Origin of the sequence: Keratinibaculum paraultunense (assembly GCF_016767175.1) — a bacterium.
Classification (GTDB): domain Bacteria; phylum Bacillota; class Clostridia; order Tissierellales; family Tepidimicrobiaceae; genus Keratinibaculum; species Keratinibaculum paraultunense.
Genome location: NZ_CP068564.1, coordinates 439,419 through 463,761, shown reverse-complemented (window position 1 = coordinate 463,761; position 24,343 = coordinate 439,419). Strand labels below are relative to the sequence as shown.

The window sequence follows — 24,343 nt, the reverse complement described above, 5'->3', positions numbered from 1 at the left end:
TTATCACTCCTAATCAATAATTTTTACTTTTCGCCCTTCTACAGATAATCTTCCCTGACAATAAAGCTTTATAGCTTCTGGCAACAATTCATGCTCTATTTTAAGTACCTTTTCTTTTAAACTTTCTACTGTATCGTCATCTTCTACTTTTACTGCTTTTTGCAAAATAATAGGACCTGTATCAGTACCCTCATCTACAAAGTGAACAGTTGCTCCTGTAATCTTTGCTCCATAATCTAACACCATTTTATGAACTCGCTCTCCATAGCAACCTTCCCCACAAAAACTAGGAATTAATGAAGGATGTATATTTATTATCCTATTTTTATACTTTTGTACAAATTCTTTAGATAATATCCTTAAATAGCCTGCAAGTACTACTAATTCCACATCTCGCTTGGTAAACTCTTCCATAATCTTTTTATTATATTCTTCGTCAGTTGAAAATTCTTTTCTATCTAAATATAAAGTTTCTATACCTGCTTCTTCTGCCCTTACTAATCCATAAGCATCCTTTTTATTGGATATAACTAGTTTTATTTCTCCATCAATGTTTCCTTCATTGATATTATCTATAATAGCTTGAAGATTTGTACCACTTCCAGAAATCAAAATTCCTATGTTTACCATAGTACTACCTTCTCCTGCCCTTTTTTAATTTCACCTAATAAAATAGCTTTCTCTCCATTATCTCTTAAATGCTCAACTATCTCTTCTCCCTCATCTTTAGAAACTGCTAAAACCATTCCAATCCCCATATTAAATGTAGAATACATCTCCTCTGTATTGATGTTTCCCCACTCCTGTAATAGTTTGAAAATCTTTGGGATATTTATTTTGTCAGTATAAACATGAGCTGTCAGTCCCTTAGGAAGAATTCTTGGTATGTTTTCATAAAACCCACCACCAGTTATGTGAGCTATTCCCTTTATGTTAAATTTTTCTACTAAAGGTTTGATTACCTTTGTATATATCCTAGTAGGCTTTAATAGTTCCTCTCCAATAGTAGTTTCTAATTCTGGTATATATTTGTCTACATTCATATTTTGCTTCTCAAATACAATCTTTCTTACTAGGGAATAACCATTGCTATGAACTCCAGAAGAAGGAATACCTATTAAAACATCTCCTTCCATAATATTGGAACCATCAATTATATTTTTCTTATCCACTATTCCTACACAAAATCCTGCTAAATCGTATTCCTCTTCCTCATATAATCCAGGCATTTCTGCCGTTTCTCCTCCAATTAATGCACATTCTCCTTTAATACATCCATTAGCAACTCCCTTTACAATCTCTGCCATTTTTTCAGGAATTAACTTCCCTGTCCCAATATAATCTAAAAAAAATAAGGGGCTAGCACCTTGACACAATATATCATTTACACACATGGCTACACAATCTTCACCTATAGTGTCATGCTTATCCATCATAAATGCTATCTTCAATTTAGTTCCTACTCCATCAGTTCCAGAAACTAATACTGGTTCCTTATAAGAATCTATATCCAATTGAAATAATCCTGCAAAGCCACCTATACCTGTCAGTACATCTTTAGAATGAGTCTTTTTTACTATATCCTTTATAAGTGCTACTTGTTTATAACCAGCTTCTTTATCTACTCCTGCATCCTTATAACTAATAGTCATAATATTTCTCCTTTCTTTCTAAAAAATTAAAAAGGATATTCACCCTCAAAACAACCAGTGCAATATATATCCTCTCCTCCTGCTGCTTCTATAAGCCCTTGTAATGATAAAAAACATAATGAATCAGCACCTATTGCTTCTCTTATTTCTTCTACAGTTTTTCCTCTTGCTATCAAATTATCCCCTCTAGCTGTATTAATGCCTAAATTACAACTATGAATAACTGGAGGAGCAGATATTCTTACATGTACTTCTTTAGCTCCTGCTTCTTTTAACATAGCCACAGTTCTTTTCATGGTAGTACCTCTAACTATGGAATCATCTACCAATATCACCCGTCTACCTTCCACATTTTCCTTTAGTACATTTAACTTTATTCTAACTCCTTGTTCTCTTAATTCTTGACTTGGTTGTATAAAAGTTCTTCCCACATATCTGTTTTTTATTAAACCTTCATCATAAGGTATACCTGATTCTTCTGCGTACCCTATTGCTGCAACTGTTCCTGAATCTGGAGCAGATATTACTATATCTCCATCTTGAGGGCACTCTCTAGCAAGATTTCTCCCTGCTTCCCGTCGTATAAGATATATACTTCTTCCGTCTAACTTACTGTCTGGACGAGCAAAATAGATTATCTCAAATAAACATATCTTTTTATCCTCAGGCTCTTTAGTCATTATTGATTTTAGTTTTCCATTTACTATTTCTACCATTTCACCTGGTTTTACATCTCTAACAAACTTAGCACCAATTGTATCTAATGCACAGGTTTCTGAAGCTAGTACATACTTTTCCCCTAACTTCCCAATACATAAAGGTTTCATTCCATAAGGATCCCTTATACCAATCAATCTATCGTTGGTCATTGCCACCAACGCATAGGCACCTTTTACATCTCTTACTGCATTTATTATAGCTTGTTCAATATCATCCTTATGGTATTTAGCAATTAAATTAGCAATAATCTCCGTGTCTGTGGAAGTTTGAAATATAATTCCTAAATCTTCCATTTTATCCCTTAATTCATTAAAATTTATCAAAGAACCATCACATGCTAAAGCCAATGCACCTTTTTTATATCCTACAACTAATGGTTCAGCATTAGCTATAGTATTTCCTCCAACAGTAGATTGACGAATATGTCCTACTCCTATATTACCCCTCAATCTATTTATTTCATCTTTACCAAACACTTCTTGAACCAATCCTAAATCCTTATGATAATCTATATATCCATTATTATTTATTGCAATTCCAGCACTATCTTCTCCTCTATGTTGCAATGCATATAATCCATAATACATTATTTCGGATATATCCTTATTTTCCTTACTATATATTCCAATAACTCCTGACAAAAGTAGTCATCCTTTCAATCTATTTTTTTACCTCAGCATCCATTTCTTTCACTTGTTTGCCCAGTTCTATCTTATATTCTTTAAACTTATCTCTTAACTCAGGATATTTTACTGACAATATTTGCACGGCTAATAATCCTGCATTTTCTCCCCCATTTATTGCCACAGTAGCTACTGGCACCCCTTTGGGCATTTGAACTGTAGATAACAAAGAATCCATACCATCCATAGTTGATGATTTTACAGGAAGCCCAATAACTGGAAGAGGAGTTACGCCAGCTATAACACCAGCTAAATGAGCTGCCTTCCCTGCAATAGCAATTATGACCTCTATACCTTCTTCTTCTGCATTTTTAGCAAATTCTAGAGCTTCAAAAGGAGTTCTATGAGCTGAAATAACCCTCATTTCTACTTCTACACCAAATTCTTTAAGTATACCAACAGATTTATCCGCTATTTCTTTATCAGATATACTTCCCATCACAACTGCAACTTTCATTTAAAAACACTCTCCTTAAACTTCTCTTTATTTTAAGCAAAATAATCAATTCCAGCTTTAAATATCATATCTTCTTTATTTTCTTCTATATTTTTATATAATCCCATCCCTGTTCTATCAGAATTGGCCATTCTTCCTAGTATCCTACCATCAAAGCTGGTTATAGCTTCTATACCTTCTACAGAACCTGTAGGATTATAATCTACATATTGAGTGGCAACTTGCCCATTTTCTATCAATCTACTTATGGCTTCTTTTGTTCCAACTACTTTGCCTTCTTTAGTGGATAATGGAAGAATTATTTCCTCTCCTATTTTCCTATTGCTAAACCAAGGAGATAAATTGGATACAACTTTTACATTTACCATAGTGGATATATGATATCCTAAATTATTATAAGTAATATTTACCCCTTCATTAGGTAATAATCCAGCTTTTATTAAAGCTTTAAATCCACTTCCTATTCCTAAAATCAATCCGTCTCTGTTCTCTATTAAATCCATTACTGCTTCCTCTATATAAGGATTTTTCAATATATTAGCTACTAACTTTCCCCCACCGTCTGGTTCATTGCCTAAAACTGCACCATCGGGTATTGCTAATATTTGACATTCTCTAATTTTTTTAGCCATTTCCCTATAAGAAAAATCTATATCCTCCTGTGTAATAGTTCTAAACACAAAGGAATCAACTTTACCTCCTGCTTTTTTAAATGATTTTTCCATATCATATTCCCCATGAGTTCCTGTAAATATTGGTATAAATACTCTAGGTTTAGCTATCTTAATATTTGAACGTTTATTTAAGACATCGGTATATTTAATTTCTTTTGAATCATAATTACCATCTTCTATAGGGAATACATCTATTAAAGGTTTAGTCCATTCCTTTACAAGATAATCCAAATCTATTTTTTCATCTAATATTTCAATATGTTCTCTCTCTATGGTTTCACCTAATAATTTATAATCTATGCCCTTTAATAAATTCTCTTTTCCTTTTTCCATTTCAACTATAATGGAACCATACATAGGTAAAAACAACTTTTCTTCATCTATATTTGAAACAAATTTAAATCCAATTTTATTTCCAAAACACATCTCTGATATACTTCTACTAATACCACCAAATTTTATGGAAGATGCAGAAATTATATTACCTTCATCTATCAATTCCTTTATCCTAATATAGTTTATATTCAATTGTTCAAAATCCACCATGCCATATTCATCTATTTTTAGTGGAATCAGTATTATATTACTACCTACTTTCTTAAACTCAGGAGATATAATATTTTCAATCTTATCATAGGTTACTGCAAAACTTATTAATGTAGGGGGTACATCTATGTCTTCAAAACTTCCAGACATACTATCCTTACCACCAATACTTGGAATATTTAAATTTTTCTGAACTACAAATGCTCCCAGTAGTGCAGCAAAAGGTTTTCCCCACTTTTTATCATCTTTCTCTAATCTTTCAAAATATTCTTGGAAGGTTAGTCTAACCTTTCTATAATCTCCCCCCATTGCAGTTATTTTCGCTAAAGATTCTATCACTGCATACATTCCTCCATGGAAAGGACTCCATTTTGATAAATTAGGTTCATATCCATAACTCATCAATGAACAAGTGTTAGTGTCACCATGAAGCACTGGTATTTTAGCAACCATACCCTCTGTAGGGGTTAGTTTGTATTTTCCACCTAAAGGCATTAAAACTGTTCCTTTTCCTACAGAATGATCAAATTTTTCTACTAATCCTTTTTGACTAGCAGTATTTAAGTGAAGCATGTTTTTTATCCATTTTTCTTTTATGTTATCTCCTTGCACATGGTTTGGTTGTGTTTGCAAATAATTTTTATCATCTGGACCTTCTACCAACACTTGTGTTTTTTTCCTTATACCATTGGTATCTAAAAATTTCCTAGAAATATTTACTATGGTATTGCCTTTCCAATTCATAATCAATCTATCTTCATCTGTAACTTCAGCTACAACTGTTGCTTCCAAATCCTCTTTTTTAGCAAACTTCATAAATTCATCTAATTCCTTATTATCTATAACTACTGCCATTCTTTCTTGAGACTCAGATAAAGCTATTTCAGTTCCATCCAATCCTGGATACTTAAGGGGTACTTTATCTAAATCTATAAAAAGCCCATCAGCTAATTCTCCTATAGCTACAGAAACTCCTCCAGCACCGAAATCATTACACTTTTTAATCATTTTACTTACCTTTTCATTTCTGAACAAACGGAGTATTTTTCTTTCTAAAGGAGGATTTCCCTTTTGAACTTCTGCACCGCCAGTTTCTAAGGATTCTTCTGTATGACCTTTAGAAGAACCTACAGCGCCACCTAATCCATCTTTTCCAGTTCTACCGCCTACCAGTAGGATTATATCTCCTGGTTCAGGGGATTTTCTTATTACATTTTCTCTAGGAGCAGCAGCAACTACTGCACCTACTTCCATTCTTTTAGCCACATATCCTTCATGATATATTTCCCTAACAAATCCAGCAGGTACTCCTATTTGATTTCCATAGGAACTATAACCTTCCATAGCTTTTTGGGTAATCTTTCTTTGAGGAAGTTTCCCTGGTAATGTATTTTCAAAACTTTCTCTAGGATCAGCTGCACCAGTAATTCTCATAGCTTGATATACATAAGCTCTGCCAGATAGTGGATCTCTAATACATCCTCCTAAACAAGTAGATGCCCCGCCGAAAGGCTCTATTTCTGTTGGATGATTATGAGTTTCATTTTTAAACATTAAAAGCCATTTTTCCATCTTTCCATCTACATCCACATCTATTTCTATACTAGCTGCATTTATTTCTTCTGATTCTTCCAAATCATTTAGCATACCCTTCTTTTTAATTTCTTTCTTGTTTATAGTTGCTAAATCCATTAAACATATAGGTTTTTCATTGTTTTTATATACAAACTCCCTTGAATTTAAATACTCTTTAAAAGCTTCTTCTATCAAAGGTTTATACTTGTTTTCATCAAATTGTATATCCACTATTTCTGTCATAAAAGTAGTATGTCTACAATGATCTGACCAATATGTATCTACTACTTTTAACTCTGTAATAGTAGGATCTCTGTCTTCTTCTTTAAAGTATTTTTGACAGAATAGCATATCTTCCATATCCATTCCCAATTCATACCTTGACTTAATTTGAGCAATTTCCTCCTCTGTCATATTTATAAAACCATCTACAATCTCAACTTCATCTACAATATTTTCTTCTTCCCTACAACTAAAATAATCTAAACTTATTTCTCTCATTTCAACGGAATTTATATAATAATCCTTTATCTTGTTCAATTCTACCTCATTAATCTCTTCAAACACTAACAGCAATGAATGCTTTACCTTTATATCTTTCCCCAACAATATTCTTATGGATTGAGCTAAAGCATCTTCCCTTTGATTATATTGACTAGGAAGATATTCTACTCTAAAATATTTTGCTTCTTTATCCATGGGGAAAGTTTCCTCATATACATAATCCAAATCTCCATCTTTAAGTATATTTTTAACTATTAAGTCACAATCCTCTTTGGATACTTGAATAAGGTCATATACATTGATTACTCTAACATTCTTTAAATTTTCAATCTTTAAATATTCCTTTGCATCCTTATATAATAATTTTGCTTCTATATTAAACTCTTCTCTTTTTTCTATAAATATTCTTTTATAGTCCAAAGCGGTTCCCCTCCCTTAAAAAAATTAACCCAGTCAGGTAGGTCAAGCGAAACCTACCCGACTGGGCTTTTATCCCTTCGGTGTAATATTGTACTTAAATAACAACAATACCTGTACCGCTCGGACCAGACAAGATTATAATCTCCGGAACCCTAGGTACACTTTCGCTCATAGCCAAATGATTTACGGTCATTTTGTAGAAACTTCTCATCCATATTATGAGAATTATATGAGCTAATTATTCGATTTTCTAATTTTATAGTATCAATGAGGTTTAAAATTGTCAAGGAATATTTTTTATGAAATTTACTTCATAAGTCCATATTTAATTTTTATCCTATCTAGTATCTTTATCCATCTAGTGCTAAATAAAGATAGAAACACTACATTTGATACAGCGTGATTTAAGTCAAATTTGAAACTAGCTATACAAGAAGCTAAATATACCTTCCAAGTAAGTGAACTGGAATCTAAATACAGTACTCCCCATAAGTTCATTATCCAACCAAATAAAAATCCCCATATAGCTCCAAACATACACCTTCCAATTTTAGTATTCATAAATTTGGTATTTCTTAGTATTCCTGCAGTAAATCCCATCATACCCCAAGAAAACATTTGCCAAGGAGTCCAAGGTCCTTGCCCTAAAATCATATTGGATACTAAAGCTGCAATACTTCCTACCATAAAACCTACATCTCCACCAAAAGTAAAAGCAGACATGATAATGACAAAAGAAGTTGGTTGAACTGATGGTATGGCTGCAAACGGGACTCTACCTATAGCAGCTATAGCAGACAACATGGCTATAATCACCATTTCTTCTGCTTTTAATTTTTTCCTTTCAAATCCTATAAAAAAAGGAGCCATAATAACTAATAGCATTATAAAACTAATAGTAAGATAATGCTTATCTGCCCAAAAAGTTGATATTATTAATAATATAATAAACACTATTATGGTCAACCCTGCATATTTTCTAGATATATACATGGTTAACCACATCCTCCCAAATAATTGCATTAGGTATTTTATCTCTTATTATTCTATTTATAGAAGTAGTATAAAAATAATTTTGGCTAAAGAAAGTGTTAGGTTCTTCAACCGCTCTTATATCCTTATCAAATAATAAAGCACAGCGATCTGAAAATCTAGCTGCAAATTCTATATCATGAGTAGCCACTACCAAGGTAATTCCCGATTTTTTTAAATTTATTAAAAGATTTCCAATATTTCTTTTAGAAATTGGATCTATCCCTTTAGTAGGCTCATCTAACAATAATATTTTAGGCTTAGCTAACAATACAATAGCTAATGCAACTTTTTGTTTCTCTCCCCCACTTATATCGTAAGGATGCCTATGCAGTATGTTATTTAATTCAAATAAATCTATAATATATTGAACATCTTTTTCCGCTGCATTAATTTTTTCTGCTCTATCATATATTTCATCCTGTACCCTATCATGTAAAAAATAAAGCATTGGATTTTGATCTAAATAACCTATATATCTAAATCTTTTATCTTCATCTATATTATGAAGTTTTTTACCATTTACATATATTTTCCCATATTGAGGTTTATATGCTCCTGCAACTACCTTCAATAATGTAGATTTCCCTGAACCATTCCCTCCTAAAATAGATAAAAATTCACCTTGATTTATCTCTAAGCTTAATTTATCAAGTACCAAAGGTTTTCCTCTTTCATACCTAAAAGATATATTTTTAATATTAATAATAGTATTTTTAATATTTTTCTTATCTTCTATTTTTTGTTTCTCTTGCATTTCTTTATCTATGGAAATATTTTTTATCCATTTTTTTGCATCTCTTATGGTAAGAGGAACATTATCCTTTTCTTTATCTAATTTAAAATATAATTTAGAAATAGATGGGAGATAATTGAAAAATATTTCATCATTATTATCATATATCTCTTTTGCTACATCTTTAGGTTTCCCATCATATTTTATTTGTCCTTCATCCAGCATAACTACTCTATCTACTATATGAAATAATTCCTCCAATCTATGTTCAGTAATAATTACTGTTATTGAAAAATCCCTATTTAAATTTTGAACCATTTGAATAAATTCCTTTGAGGATACTGGATCTAATTGAGAAGTAGGCTCGTCTAATAATAGAACCTTTGGTTGTAAAAGCAATACTGACGCAAGATTTAAAACTTGCTTTTGTCCCCCTGATAAGTTATGAATTTTTTCATATAATTTATCCTCTATCCCAAAAAAATGTACCATTTCTCCCATTCTTCTACCCATTTTTTCTAATGGAAATCCTAAATTTTCCATAGAAAAAGCTAATTCATTTATTACTCTATCAGTAACTATTTGAGATTCTGGCTCTTGAAACACCATTCCTATATTTGAAGCAGCTATAAAATCATCTAAATCCTTTATAGGAACACCTTCATAAAGAGCTCTACCTGTTATTTTCCCTTCTGGTATTATCTCTTTTTTTAGTTGCTGCAGTAGTGTAGTTTTTCCACAACCTGAAGGACCACAGATTAAAACAAATTCTCCTTCATCTATGGATAAATTTATATTATCTAAAGCACTTTTATCTTCTCTTGGGTATTTAAAAGAGTATTCTATCAATTCTATTTGTGCCATTTCATCTTGTCAATCCCTTCTATGATTATAGGAATACCCATATATAATGAGTATAAAATAAAAAATAATGTAGTTTTAAAGTCAAATTTAATAGACTGTACTTTTGGATATATTTGATAACTAAACAAATTCATATTCCAAGAAATAAGCAATATAAATATTAGTATTATAATAGCTATAAGAACTATTATGTCTAATGCACTCATCTTATAATTAAAATAAAAAGATCTATCTTTAACTATTCCATATCCTCTAGATCTCATTGATCTTGCTGTTTGTATAGAATCTTCTAAAGACCAAGTAACAAGTATACTTAATATCTGCATACCTTCTTTTATTTTTTCTTTAAAACTATTTTTATAATATTCTCCACCCTTTAATTTTTGAACAATAGCTATTTCCTCTGCTCTGCTTTTAAACAATGGAACAAATCGCATAGTCATCATTATTAGAAAACTAGTATTTGGAAGTATACCTGAAAATAAATACATAAATTTATCATCAGTAATTATAATGTTATAGGATAAAAAAAGTATCATTATACTTATCAAAGAAAGCATAGTACAAATACCATATAAAAAAGATTCCAGTGTAATTACCTTATCAAATACATAAAAAAGCACAGTTTCACCCCTGCTTGAAATTATTGGGTTTAATATTACTATAATCAATCCCATGAATAAATAAAATTTACTATAAGATTTTAATTTTTTCCCTTTATCTTGAATAAGATTTATAATAATTAAAATAAAAAGACCTGAAAGTAAAAAGACAGGATGATAGAAAGTCATAGTAAAAATTATAGCACCAATATAATATAAAAATGAAGGGAGGGGATGGATAGAGGAAAATCCATAGCCCATTATTTTCCTCCTCCTGGAGCACCAAATTCTTTCCCTAAATTTGTTGTATATAACCACTCTATTTTATCCCCATCTTTTAATTTATATGCACCACAACTAACTTGAGGAACTTTACCATTTACTCTATATACCCATCCAGATTCAGGTCCTCTATCGAATTCATATATATTGTGTATTCCTCGAATGTATACACTAGATTTCCTACCTTTATATTCCATTTGAATTCCTTTATCTTTTACTACTCTCTTTAATACATCAAATACCGTGTCCCCATCATTTAATTCCACCTCAGTTAAACCCAATATAGTTCCTACATCTTCTGGACCAACTATAGTTATTGTAACAGTAGGTTTTTTGTTTACAACAGGGGTAGATGTGCTATCTTTCTCAGTTTTACTAGTTGCCTCTTTTTCTTTTTTAACTTCTGTTGTGTTTGTTGTACTTGGTTTACTAGATTCCTCTTTTGTAGTAGATTTAGGTGATTCTTTATCCTCAGTAGCAGAAGATTCTTCATTTTCTACTTCTATTGTATTTTCTTCTTTCTCTTCATCCTCCACTTCTACGTTCTTAGTGCTTTCTTTTAATTCTATTTTATTATTTTTTTCTGTATTTGATTTTTTACTGCATCCTACAAATATTAAACTTAAAATGAGGATTAATGAAATTAAAACAAATATTTTTCTGTTTTTCAATTATTTATGCTCCTCCCTTAAAAAACCTTAGTCCAATTCGTAAATCCTTACTATAATAGCAGCTGCCATTTCTCTAGTTACTTTTCCTTTAGGATTAAATATATTACCTCCTACTCCCTCCATTATGCCTAATTGAACTACAAGATTTACTGAATCAACTGCCCAATCAGAAACTTTATCTATATCTTTTATATTCTGCTTTTCTACTTTAGTTTCTAATTTTAAAGCTCTATCTAACATTACTGCCATTTGTTCTCTAGTAATAGGACTATCTGGTTCAAATTTATTATTTCCTTTTCCTTTAATTATTCCCTCTTTATAGGCTTTCATAACTGAATCATAGTACCAAACACCTGGTTTAACATCTATAAATATATTTTCTTTATCATTGATATCGGAATCTTCTAGTTTTAATAAATTAACCAATAAAGTAGCAAATTCAGCTCTTGTCATATCAGCCTTTGGATCAAATTTATTATTTCCTTTTCCTTCCATTAATTTTAACTCTTTAGCTTTTATGATATATTCCTTAGCCCAATTAGAAGCTTTATCTATATCATCAAAACTAACTTTTGTTTCTGCTGGAAATTCTACTAATTTTGCATCTCTCATATCGTAAAACTTACTTTTTCCATTTGTAAATCTTTGATATCCAATAAGTCCTCTTAAAGCTTGTTCAGTAGAAATTGCTGATGGTCCATTCCCTATATTATGTTCAAATCCTCCATCTTTTGTTTGAAAAGATAATAGTTTTTCTAATAAATTAGCATCTTTTATAAATCTTTTATCATTAAGAGGATCTATATCTAAACTAGTTAATGCTAATATAACTTGTGCTACAGATTCGCTAGAATCTCCAGTAAATTCACTTACATATCCTCCATCTTTTTGTTGTTTTTTCGATAAGAAATCTAACCCTTTTTTTATACAAGTCTTTACATCTTCTCTATCTTTATAATTGGATAATGCTTGTAAAGCCATAGCAGTTAAATCAACATCACTATCCCAATTTTCTGCCCAAGCAAATCCTCCATCTTTCTTTTGCCCTTGTAATAAACCTTTTATTATATTATCTCTAGTCCATTTTGCATCTTCTGGTATTTTATAATTCTTAGAATCTAATGCCAATAAAGCAAATATTCCTCCATTATATCCTTTGGCAAAAATATCTTCATGATTATATATTTTTTCTATAAGATTATATCCAAATAAATCTATTGCATCTAATCCTAATGAAGATGCCACAATTGAATATTTAGCATAATCCGTTATGCTATCAAATTTACCCTTATTATCTTCAATCTCTTTTTTAAATTCATCCAAATAAATTTTAGGAATTTCTTTATTGGCACGAGCCAAATCCATAATTGTCCATTCATCAACTTCATCATTTTTTAATAACCAATTTATAGCATCGTCTATTGATTTATCTATTTTTGTTCTCTCTTTTACTTCAATTACTAAAGGTCTTGGACGAACTATATTACCTTCTTTCAATTGTTTGTCAGCCAATATCTTATATTTGCCAGGCTTATCAAAAACAATTTTAACTTGTCCCTTATCATCAGTTACATATTCTTTTTCTTCATTTTCACCTTTAACTTTTATAACTCCATCTTTAACTGGTTTATAATCATGTTCTACACCATATTCTTCTTTTTTTGCCGTAAATTTCAAAATTACTTCTTCTCCCACATTTGCTATTTCTGATGTAGCTTCAAGTTTCCCAGAATAATAGTTTGTCCAATCCAATACATAGAACATGTCTATAACATCGTTTTCTTTTAGTTCATATTCTGTAACTCCAGAGGATGAAAATTCTCCATTTATTTTATACATCCATCCTCCTTTTTCACTCCTGTAATCACCTATTCCACTTATAAAACCACCTGCTGCAGAAAATACTTTTGGATCTTTTACATCTATATTAGCTTCTTCCAATGCCTTAACTATTGCATGAATAAGTAATGGTTTTTCAGATTTAAAATTTTCTAATCCATCTACATAGCTTATATCGTAAGCTTCTACATTTAATTTTTTAAACTCTACTAAACTCTTATCATGTCCTTCAATCCTAATCCAAACATCAATACCTTTAGTTTCCTTATCTGCAAATACATTTAAAGGTATTAGTGTTAATATCATCATCAATATCATTAATGATGATATTAATCTTTTTAAATTACTGTTAAATTTTTTCACAATATCCTCCTCCTTTAATTAATTTAATATAAAAAAACATCTCCCCCACTTATAAAATAGAAGGAAAGATGTCAGCGTTTTTAATATTAAAAATTTACACCTTCCCATCCTCCGTGGGATAAGTAAGTAGAACCTTATGGTAGGTCTCCTGGCTCCGACTCATCATAGACTATGCCTTCCCAAAATATTCAGTGGCATTTTATAGTCTACTCATCGTTACAGTGGCGGGACCGCATTGGACTTTCACCAAATTTCCCTTTTAAGCATATAATGCACCATAAGGACAATATTTAACTAAATTAATGATATCAAAATAACAAAATACTGTCAATTATATTGCTGATAAAGCTTTATTTAAATCCTCTATTATATCTCTGTAATCTTCTAACCCTACAGAAAGCCTTACCATACTTTCTGTAAGTCCAAATTCCTCCAATTTATCTCGTGGATATCCTCTATGGGTCATAGCTACAGGTAATTCTATCAATGTTTCACAGTCTCCTAAACTTACAGCTAATTGGATTAGTTCTAAAGACTCAACAAATTCCTTTGTATCTTCAAAGCTACCATTTAACTCAAAACTAATCATAGCTCCAAATCCATTCATCTGTCTTTTAGCTATATCATGTCCATTAAAATTCTCAAGTCCTGGATATTTTACATTTCTAATTTTAGGATGAGTTTTTAAAAATTTTGCTATTTCCATGGCATTTTTTTCGTGTTGTCTCATTCTAATCCCTAAAGTCTTTAAGCCCCTTAGCAATAGCCATGCATCAAAAGGACTCATTACACCTCCAAATTCACACATATAATCAAATTTTAAATAATGTATATAGTCCATATCCTTAGCAATTGCTACTCCACCTACTACATCTCCATGACCACATATATATTTGGTTGCACTATGAACTACCACATCTGCTCCTAATACAAGAGGGTTCTGAAAATATGGAGTAGCAAAGGTATTATCTACTACCACCTTGATATCCTTTGCTTTTGCCACTTCTACTACTTTTTTAATATCTATTATGGAAAGATCTGGATTGGATGGAGTTTCAAAATATATTACTTTTGTATTCTCATCTATGTTGGATTTTAATTTATTAATATCTGTTAAATCTATCATCTTGTAATCTATATTATATTCTGGTAATATCTTGGTTATCACATTATAGCTTGAACCGTACAATGTCCTATGGGCTATCACACTCTCCTTTGGCTTTAAAAGGCTAAACAATACTGAACTAATGGCTGCCATACCCGAAGCAAAAGCCACAGCTCCTTTCCCTTTTTCTAATTCTGCCATTCTATTTTCAAATAATCTTAATGTAGGATTATTGCCTCTAGTATACACATAATCATTAGATTGAAAACTCATAACTTCCTCTACATGTTCTATATCATCAAATACAAAAGTGGATGTTTGAAATATAGGTGGATTTAGTGCATTGTTTGGATTTTTTCCTGTACTTCCAGCATGTATAGTTTTAGTATCAAAATAATAGTCTTTATCCATAAAATCCTCCTTAATAAAATTTATAATTCTATTATAGCATTATTACAATTACAATTAGACTGATGTAGTTCTTGCTGAAAAATTTTTATAAAAATATCTGTTATCTTTTCCTTGTTTTTTTCTATTGTACCTTGTATATCATGTAATGTAATCTCTTCTTTTACCCCTGTACACCAATTGGAAATTATTCCAACAGTTGCATAACACATTCCCAATTCCTTAGCCAATACCACTTCTGGTACACTAGTCATTCCTACTACATCTCCGCCCATTTTTTTAAACATATTTATTTCCTGAGCAGTTTCAAATCTTGGTCCTTCTGTACACACATATACTGCATCCCCTTTTATACTTAATCCTTGCTCTTTTGCAGTAGCATAAAATTTTTCTCTTAAATTTCTGCAATAAGGATCACTCATATCCACATGTTTTACTGATTCATCTCCTCCTTCAAAGAAAGTTACAGGTCTAGATTTAGTAAAATCCAAAAAATCCTTTATAACTACTACATCCCCTGGTTCATATTTATCATTACATGAACCTACTGCTGCTGTAGAATAAATATACTTTACTCCTATTTCTCTTAAAGCCATCATATTCGCCCTATAATTTATCAAATGAGGAGGCACTGAATGACCTTTTCCATGTCTTGGTAAAAAAATTATTTCTTCTCCATCTATATTTAAAATATCCAATTCTACTTCTCCATATTTGGTTTTTACCTTCTTGCTATATCCATCTCCAGCATCATATACTCCTGTACCTCCAATTATTGCCTTCTCCATATTTATACCTCCTATTACTTTTTAACCTGTCCATAAGTCTTAAATTTTTCTAACATTATTCTCATCTCATCTTCTGATAGAATAACTGGCTCCCCTATACACTTAGTCCTATAATAAAGTTCTGCACAATATTCAATTTCTTCTGTTATATTAAAGGCATTGGCTAAATCCTTATCCCCTGCCAATAATCCGTGATTAGCAAGTAACACTGCTTTTCTATCCTTCATGGCTTCAAAAGCATTTTCTGCTAATTCTTTAGTTCCAAAGGTTGCATATTTAGCACACCTTACATTTAACCCAGCTAAAGCCACCATATAGTGTACTGGAGGCAAATCCCAGTTCAAACATGCAATAGTAGTAGCATACATAGTATGAGTATGTATAATAGCATTTATATCGACTCTATTAGCATAAAATATTCTGTGCATTTCATATTCACTGGAAGGCTTTTTATCTCCTTCTATTTTTTTCCCTTCTAGATCAAGAACTACCACATCTTCTGGTTTAATCTTAAAATAATCTATACCTGAAGGACTAATAGCCATAAGCCCCTCTTTACGATTATAAATACTTAAATTTCCTCCTGTCCCTTTAGTAAGATTGCTAGTAACTAATTTTTTCCCATACTGAACAATCTCTTCTCTCTCTTTTTGTAGTAACAATATAACTGCCACCTCCTTAATTTTTATATATTTATAATTACATCATATAATTAGTTAGTTATTTACATTATATCTTATTATCTATACGCTTGAAACTCTATTTAAAACTTAATTATAAACATAAAAATATTTCAGTTTATCTCTTCAGCGTAAAACCCAGCCCAGATTTGGAAAATAAATAATTACATTAAAAAACACCATAGATTCTTATTCAAATTTCTATGGTGTTTCTATTTGTAAACTAATTGGTATTATCTATTAAGTTATTCTTAAAAACTTTTTATCCAATTTCGTTCCAGTTAAGTCTTTTCAATCTCTACAAACATTGGTTTAACAAGTTTTTCTCTTTATTTTTAATTACTCCCATTCAATAGTTGCTGGAGGCTTGTTTGTTATATCATATACTACTCTATTTACATGTTCTACTTCATTTACTATCCTATTTGAAATTTTCTCCAATACTTCCAATGGTATTTTAGCCCATTCTGCAGTCATGCCATCTATGGAATTTACTGCTCTTAAAGCTATAGTATAGTTATAGGTTCTTTTGCCATCAGTTACTCCTACAGATTTAACGTCAGGAAGAGCTGCAAAATATTGCCATATTTTATCTTGTAAACCTGCTTTTTTAATCTCATCTCTAAATATATAATCTGCTTCTCTTACAATTTCTAATTTTTCTTCTGTAATCTCTCCTAAAACTCTAACTCCTAAACCAGGTCCTGGGAAAGGTTGCCTATTTACAATATCTTCACTAATTCCAAGTAATCTTCCCACTTCACGAACTTCGTCTTTAAATAACTGCCTTAAAGGTTCTATTAATTCAAAATCTATATCCTCAGGAAGTCCACCTACATTGTGATGACTTTTTACTGCTACTTTCCCATCTATACCAGATTCTATTACATCTGGATATATGGTTCCTTGCACTAAAAAATGAATATTAGTAAGTTTTTTCTGTTCTTCCTCAAATACCCTTATGAACTCCTCACCAATTATCTTTCTCTTTTGTTCTGGATCTGTTACTCCCTTTAATTTATTTAAAAATCTTTCTTTTGCATCTACAACAATTAGGTTCATCTTGAAATGATCTTTAAATACCTTTTCCACTTGCTCTCTTTCATTTTTCCTTAAAAGTCCATGATCTACAAACACACATACCAAATTATCTCCAATGGCTTTGTGGACTAATACGGCAGCTACTGAAGAATCAACTCCACCTGATAATGCACATAAGGCTTTTTTATCTCCTACTTGCATTCTAATTTCTTCTATACTATATTCAATAAACTGTTCCATAGTCCATTTTTTATCACAGTTACATATTTTAAATAGAAAATTATCAATTATATTTTTACCTTCTATTGAATTTTTTATTTCTGGGTGGAACATCACTCCATACCTTTTGTTTTCTTTATTCTCTATGGCTATTACTTTATCTTCATATTTAGCTATAGGATTAAATCCATTTGGAATAGTTTTAAACGCATATTGCTTATTTAACCATAAGGATACATTTTCCCCTAATCCATCAAACAGTAAACTTTCTGTAACTACATCTACATTTTCAAAGTTATAGCTAAATTCTTTAGGCTTTACTGAACTTCCACCATAAATTTCTACCATAATATCTGCTCCATATCCAATAGCTAATATGGGAACTCCTAAATCAAATATTTGTTTATCAAATTTTTCTATAGATATCATCTCATTTGGTTTCCCACCAGAAATTATTATTCCTTCAGGATTTTTGCCTTTAATTTTTTCTATAGAATAACTGTATGGAACTATTTCACAGTAAACTTTAGACTTTCTTATACTCCTACCTAAAAATCTTGAACATTTACTACCTAAATCTAAAATTAATATCAATATAAAACCTCCTCCATCATATTCTACTATAATTTGGAGCTTCTTTTGTAATACTTATATCATGAGGATGGTTTTCAATTAAAGATGCATTACTTATCTTAATAAATTTAGCTTTTTCCTGCAATTCCTTTATATTTCTAGCTCCTATATATCCCATTCCAGATCTTAATCCACCTAATAATTGATAAACTACATCTCCTAAAGGTCCTCTATAAGGTACCCTTCCTTCAACTCCTTCAGGCACTAATTTTTTAACATTCTCTTGAAAATATCTATCACTACTACCTGAATGCATCGCTCCTAATGAACCCATTCCTCTATATACCTTAAACCTTCTACCCTCATATAGTTCCTCTTCTCCTGGACTTTCTTCTGTTCCCGCAAATAAAGAACCTATCATAACAACATTAGCACCAGCTGCAATAGCCTTTGTTATGTCTCCAGAATATTTTATTCCTCCATCTGCAATAACTGGAATATCATATTCTTTTGCAGCCTTCGCACAATTTATAATGGCAGTAATTTGAGGTACCCCAATACCTGTAACTACTCTAGTAGTACATATAGATCCAGGACCAATTCCTACTTTTATAGCATCAGCACCTGCTTTAATCAAGTCCACTGTAGCCTCAGCAGTAGCTACATTTCCAGCTATTACTTGCAAATCAGGATATTCTATTTTTATCCTCTTAACTGCATCAGTTACTCCTTTAGAATGACCATGAGCCGTATCTACCACAATTACATCTACTTTAGACTTAACCAAATGGCTAATCCTTTCCATCATATCATGTGTAACTCCTACTGCAGCACCTGCTAATAACCTTCCCGATTCATCTTTGGCAGAATTTGGATATTCTATAGACTTTTCAATATCTTTTATAGTAATAAGTCCTGCCAATTTATACTCATCATCTACTAAAGGAAGTTTTTCAATTTTATGCTGTTTCATAAGCTCTAATGCTTCATCCATAGTCGTTTCTCTAGTACCTGTTACTAAATTTTCCTTAGTCATAACATCATCAATTAATTGAGTAGTATCCGTTTCAAACCTAATATCCCTATTTGTAATAATACCTACCAATGTCATATCTTCTTCAACTATTGGCACTCCCGATATATGATACCTTTCCATAAGCTCTAAAGCATCTGAAACTGTATGATTTCTTGAAAGATAGAAAGGATCTGTAATTATGCCGTGCTCAGAACGTTTCACTCTATCTACTTCTAGGGCTTGTTGCTCTATGGACATATTCTTATGAATTATTCCAATTCCACCTTCTCTTGCCATAGCTATAGCCATTTTAGATTCAGTAACTGTATCCATACCAGCACTCATCAATGGAATATTCAACTTAATGTTTTTAGTTAAATAAGTATTTATTTGAGTTTCCTTAGGTAATACCTCTGATTTACCTGGCAACAACAACACATCGTCAAAAGTTAATCCTTCACCAACAAATTCCAAATCTAACTCCTCCTTTTCTTTTTATTATTAGTATACCACAATTGAAGAAATTACTTACTCTAAAAAATGTGAATGCATAATATTTACGCTGAATAATGTTTCTTTTAAAATTAGCAGAGAATCTTATAACTGTCAAGGAGTTTATTAAAAAATATTCTGAGATATTAATACCTCAGAATAATCCTTATTTCAGTTATAATTCAACTAGTGAATTATAGTATATTATTTCCTATAAACTTAACTCTATTAACATGTTTTATCTCCATTAATAACTTTCTTGGGAACAAGTCCTATTATCATATCATACATACACTTACAGATATTTATAAAACCAAGCTACACTTTCCTCCATCATATTAGTAGTAACAAAATGATTTAGGTCTGGGTATTGAATAAACTTTATCTTTTCCTTATCTTCATACATAGACCTTATCTTATTATAAAATACTGTTTGACCTTCAACAGATACTACTGTATCGCTATCCCCATGCAATAAAAGTATAGGTCTATTTACTAAAGATTCTAAATTATTTATAGGATCCATTTTTATTATTTTTTCTTCAACTGGTTTCTGCTCTTCAGTTGTTTTTATCTCAAATGATTTTTTAAATATTTTATTAGAAATTTCCCACGCACAGGAGCCATTAAGTACTACTAATGCTTTTATATCAGGATTATGGGCAAATACTCCTGCTGCTGTAAAACCTCCCATGGAATTTCCCATAACTCCAATCCTATTTGGATCTGCGTCATATTTGGATACTAATTCATCCATTATAATGCTTGATTCCTCAATATTTGTAAATATAGTATCCCAAAAATATTCTGCTGCATCCTCCAGATCATAGTTATCAAGTGCATTTCTTTCTCCATGATAAATAGCATCAGGAATAATCACCTGATACCCTACAGATGATAATATAAAACCTCTCATTCTCTGAGTTTCTTTATCTGAACTCCATCCATGATAAAATATTATTGTTGGAATTAACTCTTTGTTTTCTTTAGATCTAAAAAGTATAGCTGGAATATTTCCTATGTATATATGTTTTTCAAGTATATAGTTTGATTTTAAATAGTTAGTCATTTTTCTAACTCCTTTTCCACGCATAGTTTAATTATAACACTATATCATATTTTTTAACTTTGTCTTTAATGGGACAGAAGGTCTGACCCTCTGTCCCACACAAATACCTCCACAAGCATTATAATAGTTAAATGTATTATTGAGACTTGATACAAAACTTATAGTTTATTTTGTTTCATAAATTTTGCATTTGTTCCATTTATTTCAAAAAACTCCTTAGAGGCTCTCTTGCCTATACTATCAGGATATAGTTGAACTTCTTTTAAACATTCTTCTTCGTCTATTCCTAAAATTACTCCATCCTTATATATTACTTTACCATCAACAACTGATAGCACTACTTCATCCCCTCTTGCACTATAAACTAGGTTGGGAATAATATTTCTCATAGGTTTTGTATATACAGGCAACATAGTTGGCTTTTTCAAATCTATAGCTATAAAATCTGCTCTTTTGCCAACTTCCAATGAACCAACTAAGTCTCCTAATCCAACAGCTTTTGCTCCTTCTATTGTAGCCATTCTAAGCACACGCCAAGCTGGCATAATTTCTGGATTCTTATACTTTATCTTATTAAAAAGTGCAACCAATTTCATCTCATTTATAACATTATGACAATTGTTCCCAGGTGCTTGATCTGAGCCTAAAGCTACATTTCCACCTGTTCTTTGAAAAACAACTGAAGGGGGAACTATCCCATCAATAATACCTATAGAACCAGGACATACTATCATGGAAGCACCGCTATTGGCAACTACTTTAGTTTCTTCATCATTGGCATCTGTCAAATGAACTGCAATTAAAGTTTCATCTAGATAACCTATTTCTGATAACCATTCAATAGGTCTTTTATTATATCGATTAACTATTTGATAAGTTTCTCTATCTCCTTGTTGTACATGCATGTGAATCTTTGTATTTCTTTCTTTAGCTGCTTTTTGAACTTCTAATAAAAGCTCTTTACTTAGAAAATCAGCTCCTTGGGGTCCCATAAGTATTTTAATTCTACCATTTCCTCTATTGTGCCATTTGTCATATAGTTCTAAATTTTGTTTAAATGATTTTTCTCCTAAATTTTTGTCAAATTCATACAATTCTCCAGGTTCATAAACTCTTCTTTTTGCTTCCCTTATAGTGGATGCAATATTACCTCTAACCCCTACATTATACATAAATTCACAAACTGGATCCATATCAATTTCATAATCACCAAAAGTAGTAGTTCCAGCTTTAATTGCCTCAATTATAGCTAATTTACTTCCTGCTAATTTCTCCTCTTTTTTCACCACATTATCAAAAGGCTGTAATCCATACATCATCCAATTATTAGTATCTTGAGCTAAACCTCTCATAATAGCTAATCCAGTATGCATATGTCCATCTATAAAACCAGGGAAAACAGCATGATGATTTAGTTCTAATAATTCTTCTCCCACATACTCTTTATCGATAACATCCATATCTTCCATTGCTATTATTTTGCCACCATCAACAACCATAGCAACATTTGACCTATAACCAACACCTTCTCCTCCCATAGTATAAAAATGAGGTGCTTTTACTATCATGTCCACTTTTTTCATTGATATATCATCCTTTCTTATTATGCTAATGACGTTGAATCATTCTGTTTTCTTTTGGATAATTTATTTAACACTATTAATAGTATTATTAAAACAACTGCAGTAACTGCAATACTTAAATAATATTTACCAGTTAGCCCTCCAAACAGGAAACCAATAAATGCAGATATTCCTACAACAATTCCATATACTAATTGCGTTGAAACATGAAGTATATGATCACAAGCTGCTCCAGTGGAAGACATAATTGTTGTATCAGAAATTGGTGAACATTGATCTCCAAATAGACCTCCTCCTATAACTGCTCCAACTATATAGGGTATGGGAATATCAAATGCTATTGCCATTGGTACAGCTATCGGCATCATAATAGCCCAAACACCCCAAGAACTTCCAGTAGCAAATGAAATCAATGCTCCAAATAAAAATATCAATGCAGGAACCAGCCCTCCAACAAGATAATTTTGAACTATCTCTGTTAAATAATTACCTACTCCCATATCTGCGGTAATTCCGCCCATAGACCAAGCTAAAATCAATATAAATGGAACCATAATTAATTCTTCCATCCCATTAATAAATCCATTAAAAGCTTCTGTAAAATTAAATAATCCAGTAAATACTCCAGTCAATGCAGCTCCAATTCCTCCACCCATAAATCCCATACAAATTGCCAAAGTTATATCACCATTTATAAATGCTCCTCTAAATCCATTAGTTACAATATCACCAGTCCAAAATATGGTTGCAAATATACATATAAATAATGATAACATAGGAATAACAAAGTTTTTAATAGTTAAATTATAATCTTTTGGAAAACTCACCTTTTTTTCAGAAATAATTGGTTCTGCATCATCTGGCAATAACTTACCAGTTTCCCTTGCTCGCTTTTCTTCCCTATACATAGGTCCAAAATCCAATCCAGCAATTGCAACTATCAAAACAGTTAGCATAGCAAAAATTCCATATAAATTGAAGGGAAACATCCTTATATATACTCCCCATTCATTAGCTGATATAGAAGCTGCAGCTAGTTGAGTTGCTATTAAACTAGTTATAAAAGGTCCATAACTACTTATAGGAGAAAAGGATGCCAGATTACATCCCATTGAATCTAGTATATATGCTAATTTAGCTCTTGAAACTCTTATAGCATCTGTAACAGGTCTCATGATAGTACCCAATATTAAACATGGTTCTGTATAAGAAAATAAAAATGCAGAAAACCAAGTTGCTATTTGTGCTTTTCTAGCAGTATTTATTTTCTTTGTAACCACTTTAGCAAAAGCTTCTGCCGCACCTGTTTTTTGTAACATATAAACAAATCCTCCTGCTAAAGTAACCAAAACTAGTAGCCCAGCATTATACGAATCTCCTATTGAAGGAATCATATAATCAGAAACTACTTTTGTAAGCCCCACCAAAGGATTATAGCCATTAATTATAGTTGCTCCTACCCATACTCCTACGAATAAAGATAACAATGTTTGTTTAGTTTTAAGAGCAAGTAATATAGCTATTATAGGTGGTAATAAACTTAAAATACCATAGTTTGACATAATATTTTACCTCCTCTTAAGTTTAAATAGTCTTTACATATAAATTATTGCAATTATCATACCAGAAATAAGACGTGCATTCTTAGGGCTTTGAAAATGTGAAAATAATATTAAATAAAAAAATTTGACTAATAGCTATTTTATTTAATAAAAAAAGACAAAATATTTTGACTTAAGTCAAAATATTT

18 protein-coding genes and 2 riboswitches are annotated in these 24,343 nt (G+C 31.2%); all 18 genes read right to left on the bottom strand.

Annotated elements, in window-relative coordinates:
* Positions 1–9: 9 nt before the first annotated feature.
* Positions 10–630, bottom strand: a complete 621-nt coding sequence (purN, locus tag JL105_RS02110; protein ID WP_132025199.1) for a phosphoribosylglycinamide formyltransferase — start codon at positions 628–630, stop codon at positions 10–12.
* On the bottom strand, positions 624–1,652 hold the full coding sequence (gene purM, locus JL105_RS02105; RefSeq protein WP_132025201.1) for a phosphoribosylformylglycinamidine cyclo-ligase: 1,029 nt from the start codon (positions 1,650–1,652) through the stop codon (positions 624–626). The genes purN and purM overlap by 7 nt, the downstream gene beginning before the upstream one ends.
* Before the next feature lie 26 nt (positions 1,653–1,678).
* On the bottom strand, positions 1,679–3,013 hold the full coding sequence (gene purF / locus JL105_RS02100; RefSeq protein WP_132025203.1) for an amidophosphoribosyltransferase: 1,335 nt from the start codon (positions 3,011–3,013) through the stop codon (positions 1,679–1,681).
* A 19-nt stretch (positions 3,014–3,032) separates the two neighbouring features.
* Entirely contained in the window at positions 3,033–3,512 is a 480-nt protein-coding gene (gene purE / locus JL105_RS02095; RefSeq protein WP_132025205.1) for a 5-(carboxyamino)imidazole ribonucleotide mutase, read from the bottom strand.
* 32 nt (positions 3,513–3,544) lie between these two features.
* Positions 3,545–7,231: a phosphoribosylformylglycinamidine synthase gene (locus tag JL105_RS02090; RefSeq protein ID WP_132025208.1), complete on the bottom strand. Its 3,687-nt coding sequence runs from the start codon at positions 7,229–7,231 to the stop codon at positions 3,545–3,547.
* Between the two features lie 151 nt (positions 7,232–7,382).
* A riboswitch (purine riboswitch) is annotated at positions 7,383–7,484 on the bottom strand.
* Positions 7,485–7,537: 53 nt separating this feature from the next.
* On the bottom strand, positions 7,538–8,224 hold the full coding sequence (locus tag JL105_RS02085) for an ECF transporter S component (RefSeq protein WP_202690570.1): 687 nt from the start codon (positions 8,222–8,224) through the stop codon (positions 7,538–7,540).
* Positions 8,211–9,863, bottom strand: coding sequence for an ABC transporter ATP-binding protein (locus tag JL105_RS02080; RefSeq protein WP_132025210.1), 1,653 nt, complete (start codon positions 9,861–9,863; stop codon positions 8,211–8,213). Before JL105_RS02080 ends, JL105_RS02085 begins: the two co-directional genes overlap by 14 nt.
* The gene (locus tag JL105_RS02075; protein WP_132025212.1) at positions 9,851–10,726 is read right to left on the bottom strand and encodes an energy-coupling factor transporter transmembrane component T; all 876 of its coding nucleotides are present in this window, start codon (positions 10,724–10,726) and stop codon (positions 9,851–9,853) included. Before JL105_RS02075 ends, JL105_RS02080 begins: the two co-directional genes overlap by 13 nt.
* Positions 10,726–11,418 (bottom strand): DUF4430 domain-containing protein, encoded by a 693-nt coding sequence (locus tag JL105_RS02070; RefSeq protein WP_132025214.1) that lies wholly within the window; start codon positions 11,416–11,418, stop codon positions 10,726–10,728. Before JL105_RS02070 ends, JL105_RS02075 begins: the two co-directional genes overlap by 1 nt.
* A 27-nt stretch (positions 11,419–11,445) precedes the next feature.
* The gene (locus JL105_RS02065) at positions 11,446–13,620 is read right to left on the bottom strand and encodes an S-layer homology domain-containing protein (protein ID WP_132025216.1); all 2,175 of its coding nucleotides are present in this window, start codon (positions 13,618–13,620) and stop codon (positions 11,446–11,448) included.
* A 121-nt stretch (positions 13,621–13,741) separates the two neighbouring features.
* Positions 13,742–13,915: riboswitch (cobalamin riboswitch) on the bottom strand.
* Positions 13,916–13,951: 36 nt separating this feature from the next.
* A complete protein-coding gene (locus JL105_RS02060; protein WP_132025218.1) occupies positions 13,952–15,136 on the bottom strand; it encodes a trans-sulfuration enzyme family protein in 1,185 nt (394 codons plus the stop codon).
* Positions 15,137–15,156: 20 nt separating this feature from the next.
* Entirely contained in the window at positions 15,157–15,921 is a 765-nt protein-coding gene (locus JL105_RS02055) for an S-methyl-5'-thioinosine phosphorylase (RefSeq protein ID WP_132025220.1), read from the bottom strand.
* 14 nt (positions 15,922–15,935) lie between these two features.
* Positions 15,936–16,583, bottom strand: a complete 648-nt coding sequence (locus JL105_RS02050) for an L-fuculose-phosphate aldolase (protein WP_132025222.1) — start codon at positions 16,581–16,583, stop codon at positions 15,936–15,938.
* 357 nt (positions 16,584–16,940) lie between these two features.
* A complete protein-coding gene (guaA, locus tag JL105_RS02045) occupies positions 16,941–18,455 on the bottom strand; it encodes a glutamine-hydrolyzing GMP synthase (RefSeq protein WP_132025224.1) in 1,515 nt (504 codons plus the stop codon).
* A gap of 16 nt (positions 18,456–18,471) precedes the next feature.
* The gene (gene guaB / locus JL105_RS02040) at positions 18,472–19,923 is read right to left on the bottom strand and encodes an IMP dehydrogenase (protein WP_132025226.1); all 1,452 of its coding nucleotides are present in this window, start codon (positions 19,921–19,923) and stop codon (positions 18,472–18,474) included.
* A 313-nt stretch (positions 19,924–20,236) separates the two neighbouring features.
* A complete protein-coding gene (locus tag JL105_RS02035; RefSeq protein ID WP_158279955.1) occupies positions 20,237–21,010 on the bottom strand; it encodes an alpha/beta hydrolase family protein in 774 nt (257 codons plus the stop codon).
* 158 nt (positions 21,011–21,168) lie between these two features.
* Complete coding sequence (locus JL105_RS02030) at positions 21,169–22,593, bottom strand: amidohydrolase family protein (protein WP_132025230.1); 1,425 nt, start codon at positions 22,591–22,593, stop codon at positions 21,169–21,171.
* Positions 22,594–22,613: 20 nt separating this feature from the next.
* Positions 22,614–24,155 (bottom strand): Na+/H+ antiporter NhaC family protein, encoded by a 1,542-nt coding sequence (locus tag JL105_RS02025; protein WP_202690569.1) that lies wholly within the window; start codon positions 24,153–24,155, stop codon positions 22,614–22,616.
* Positions 24,156–24,343: the final 188 nt, after the last annotated feature.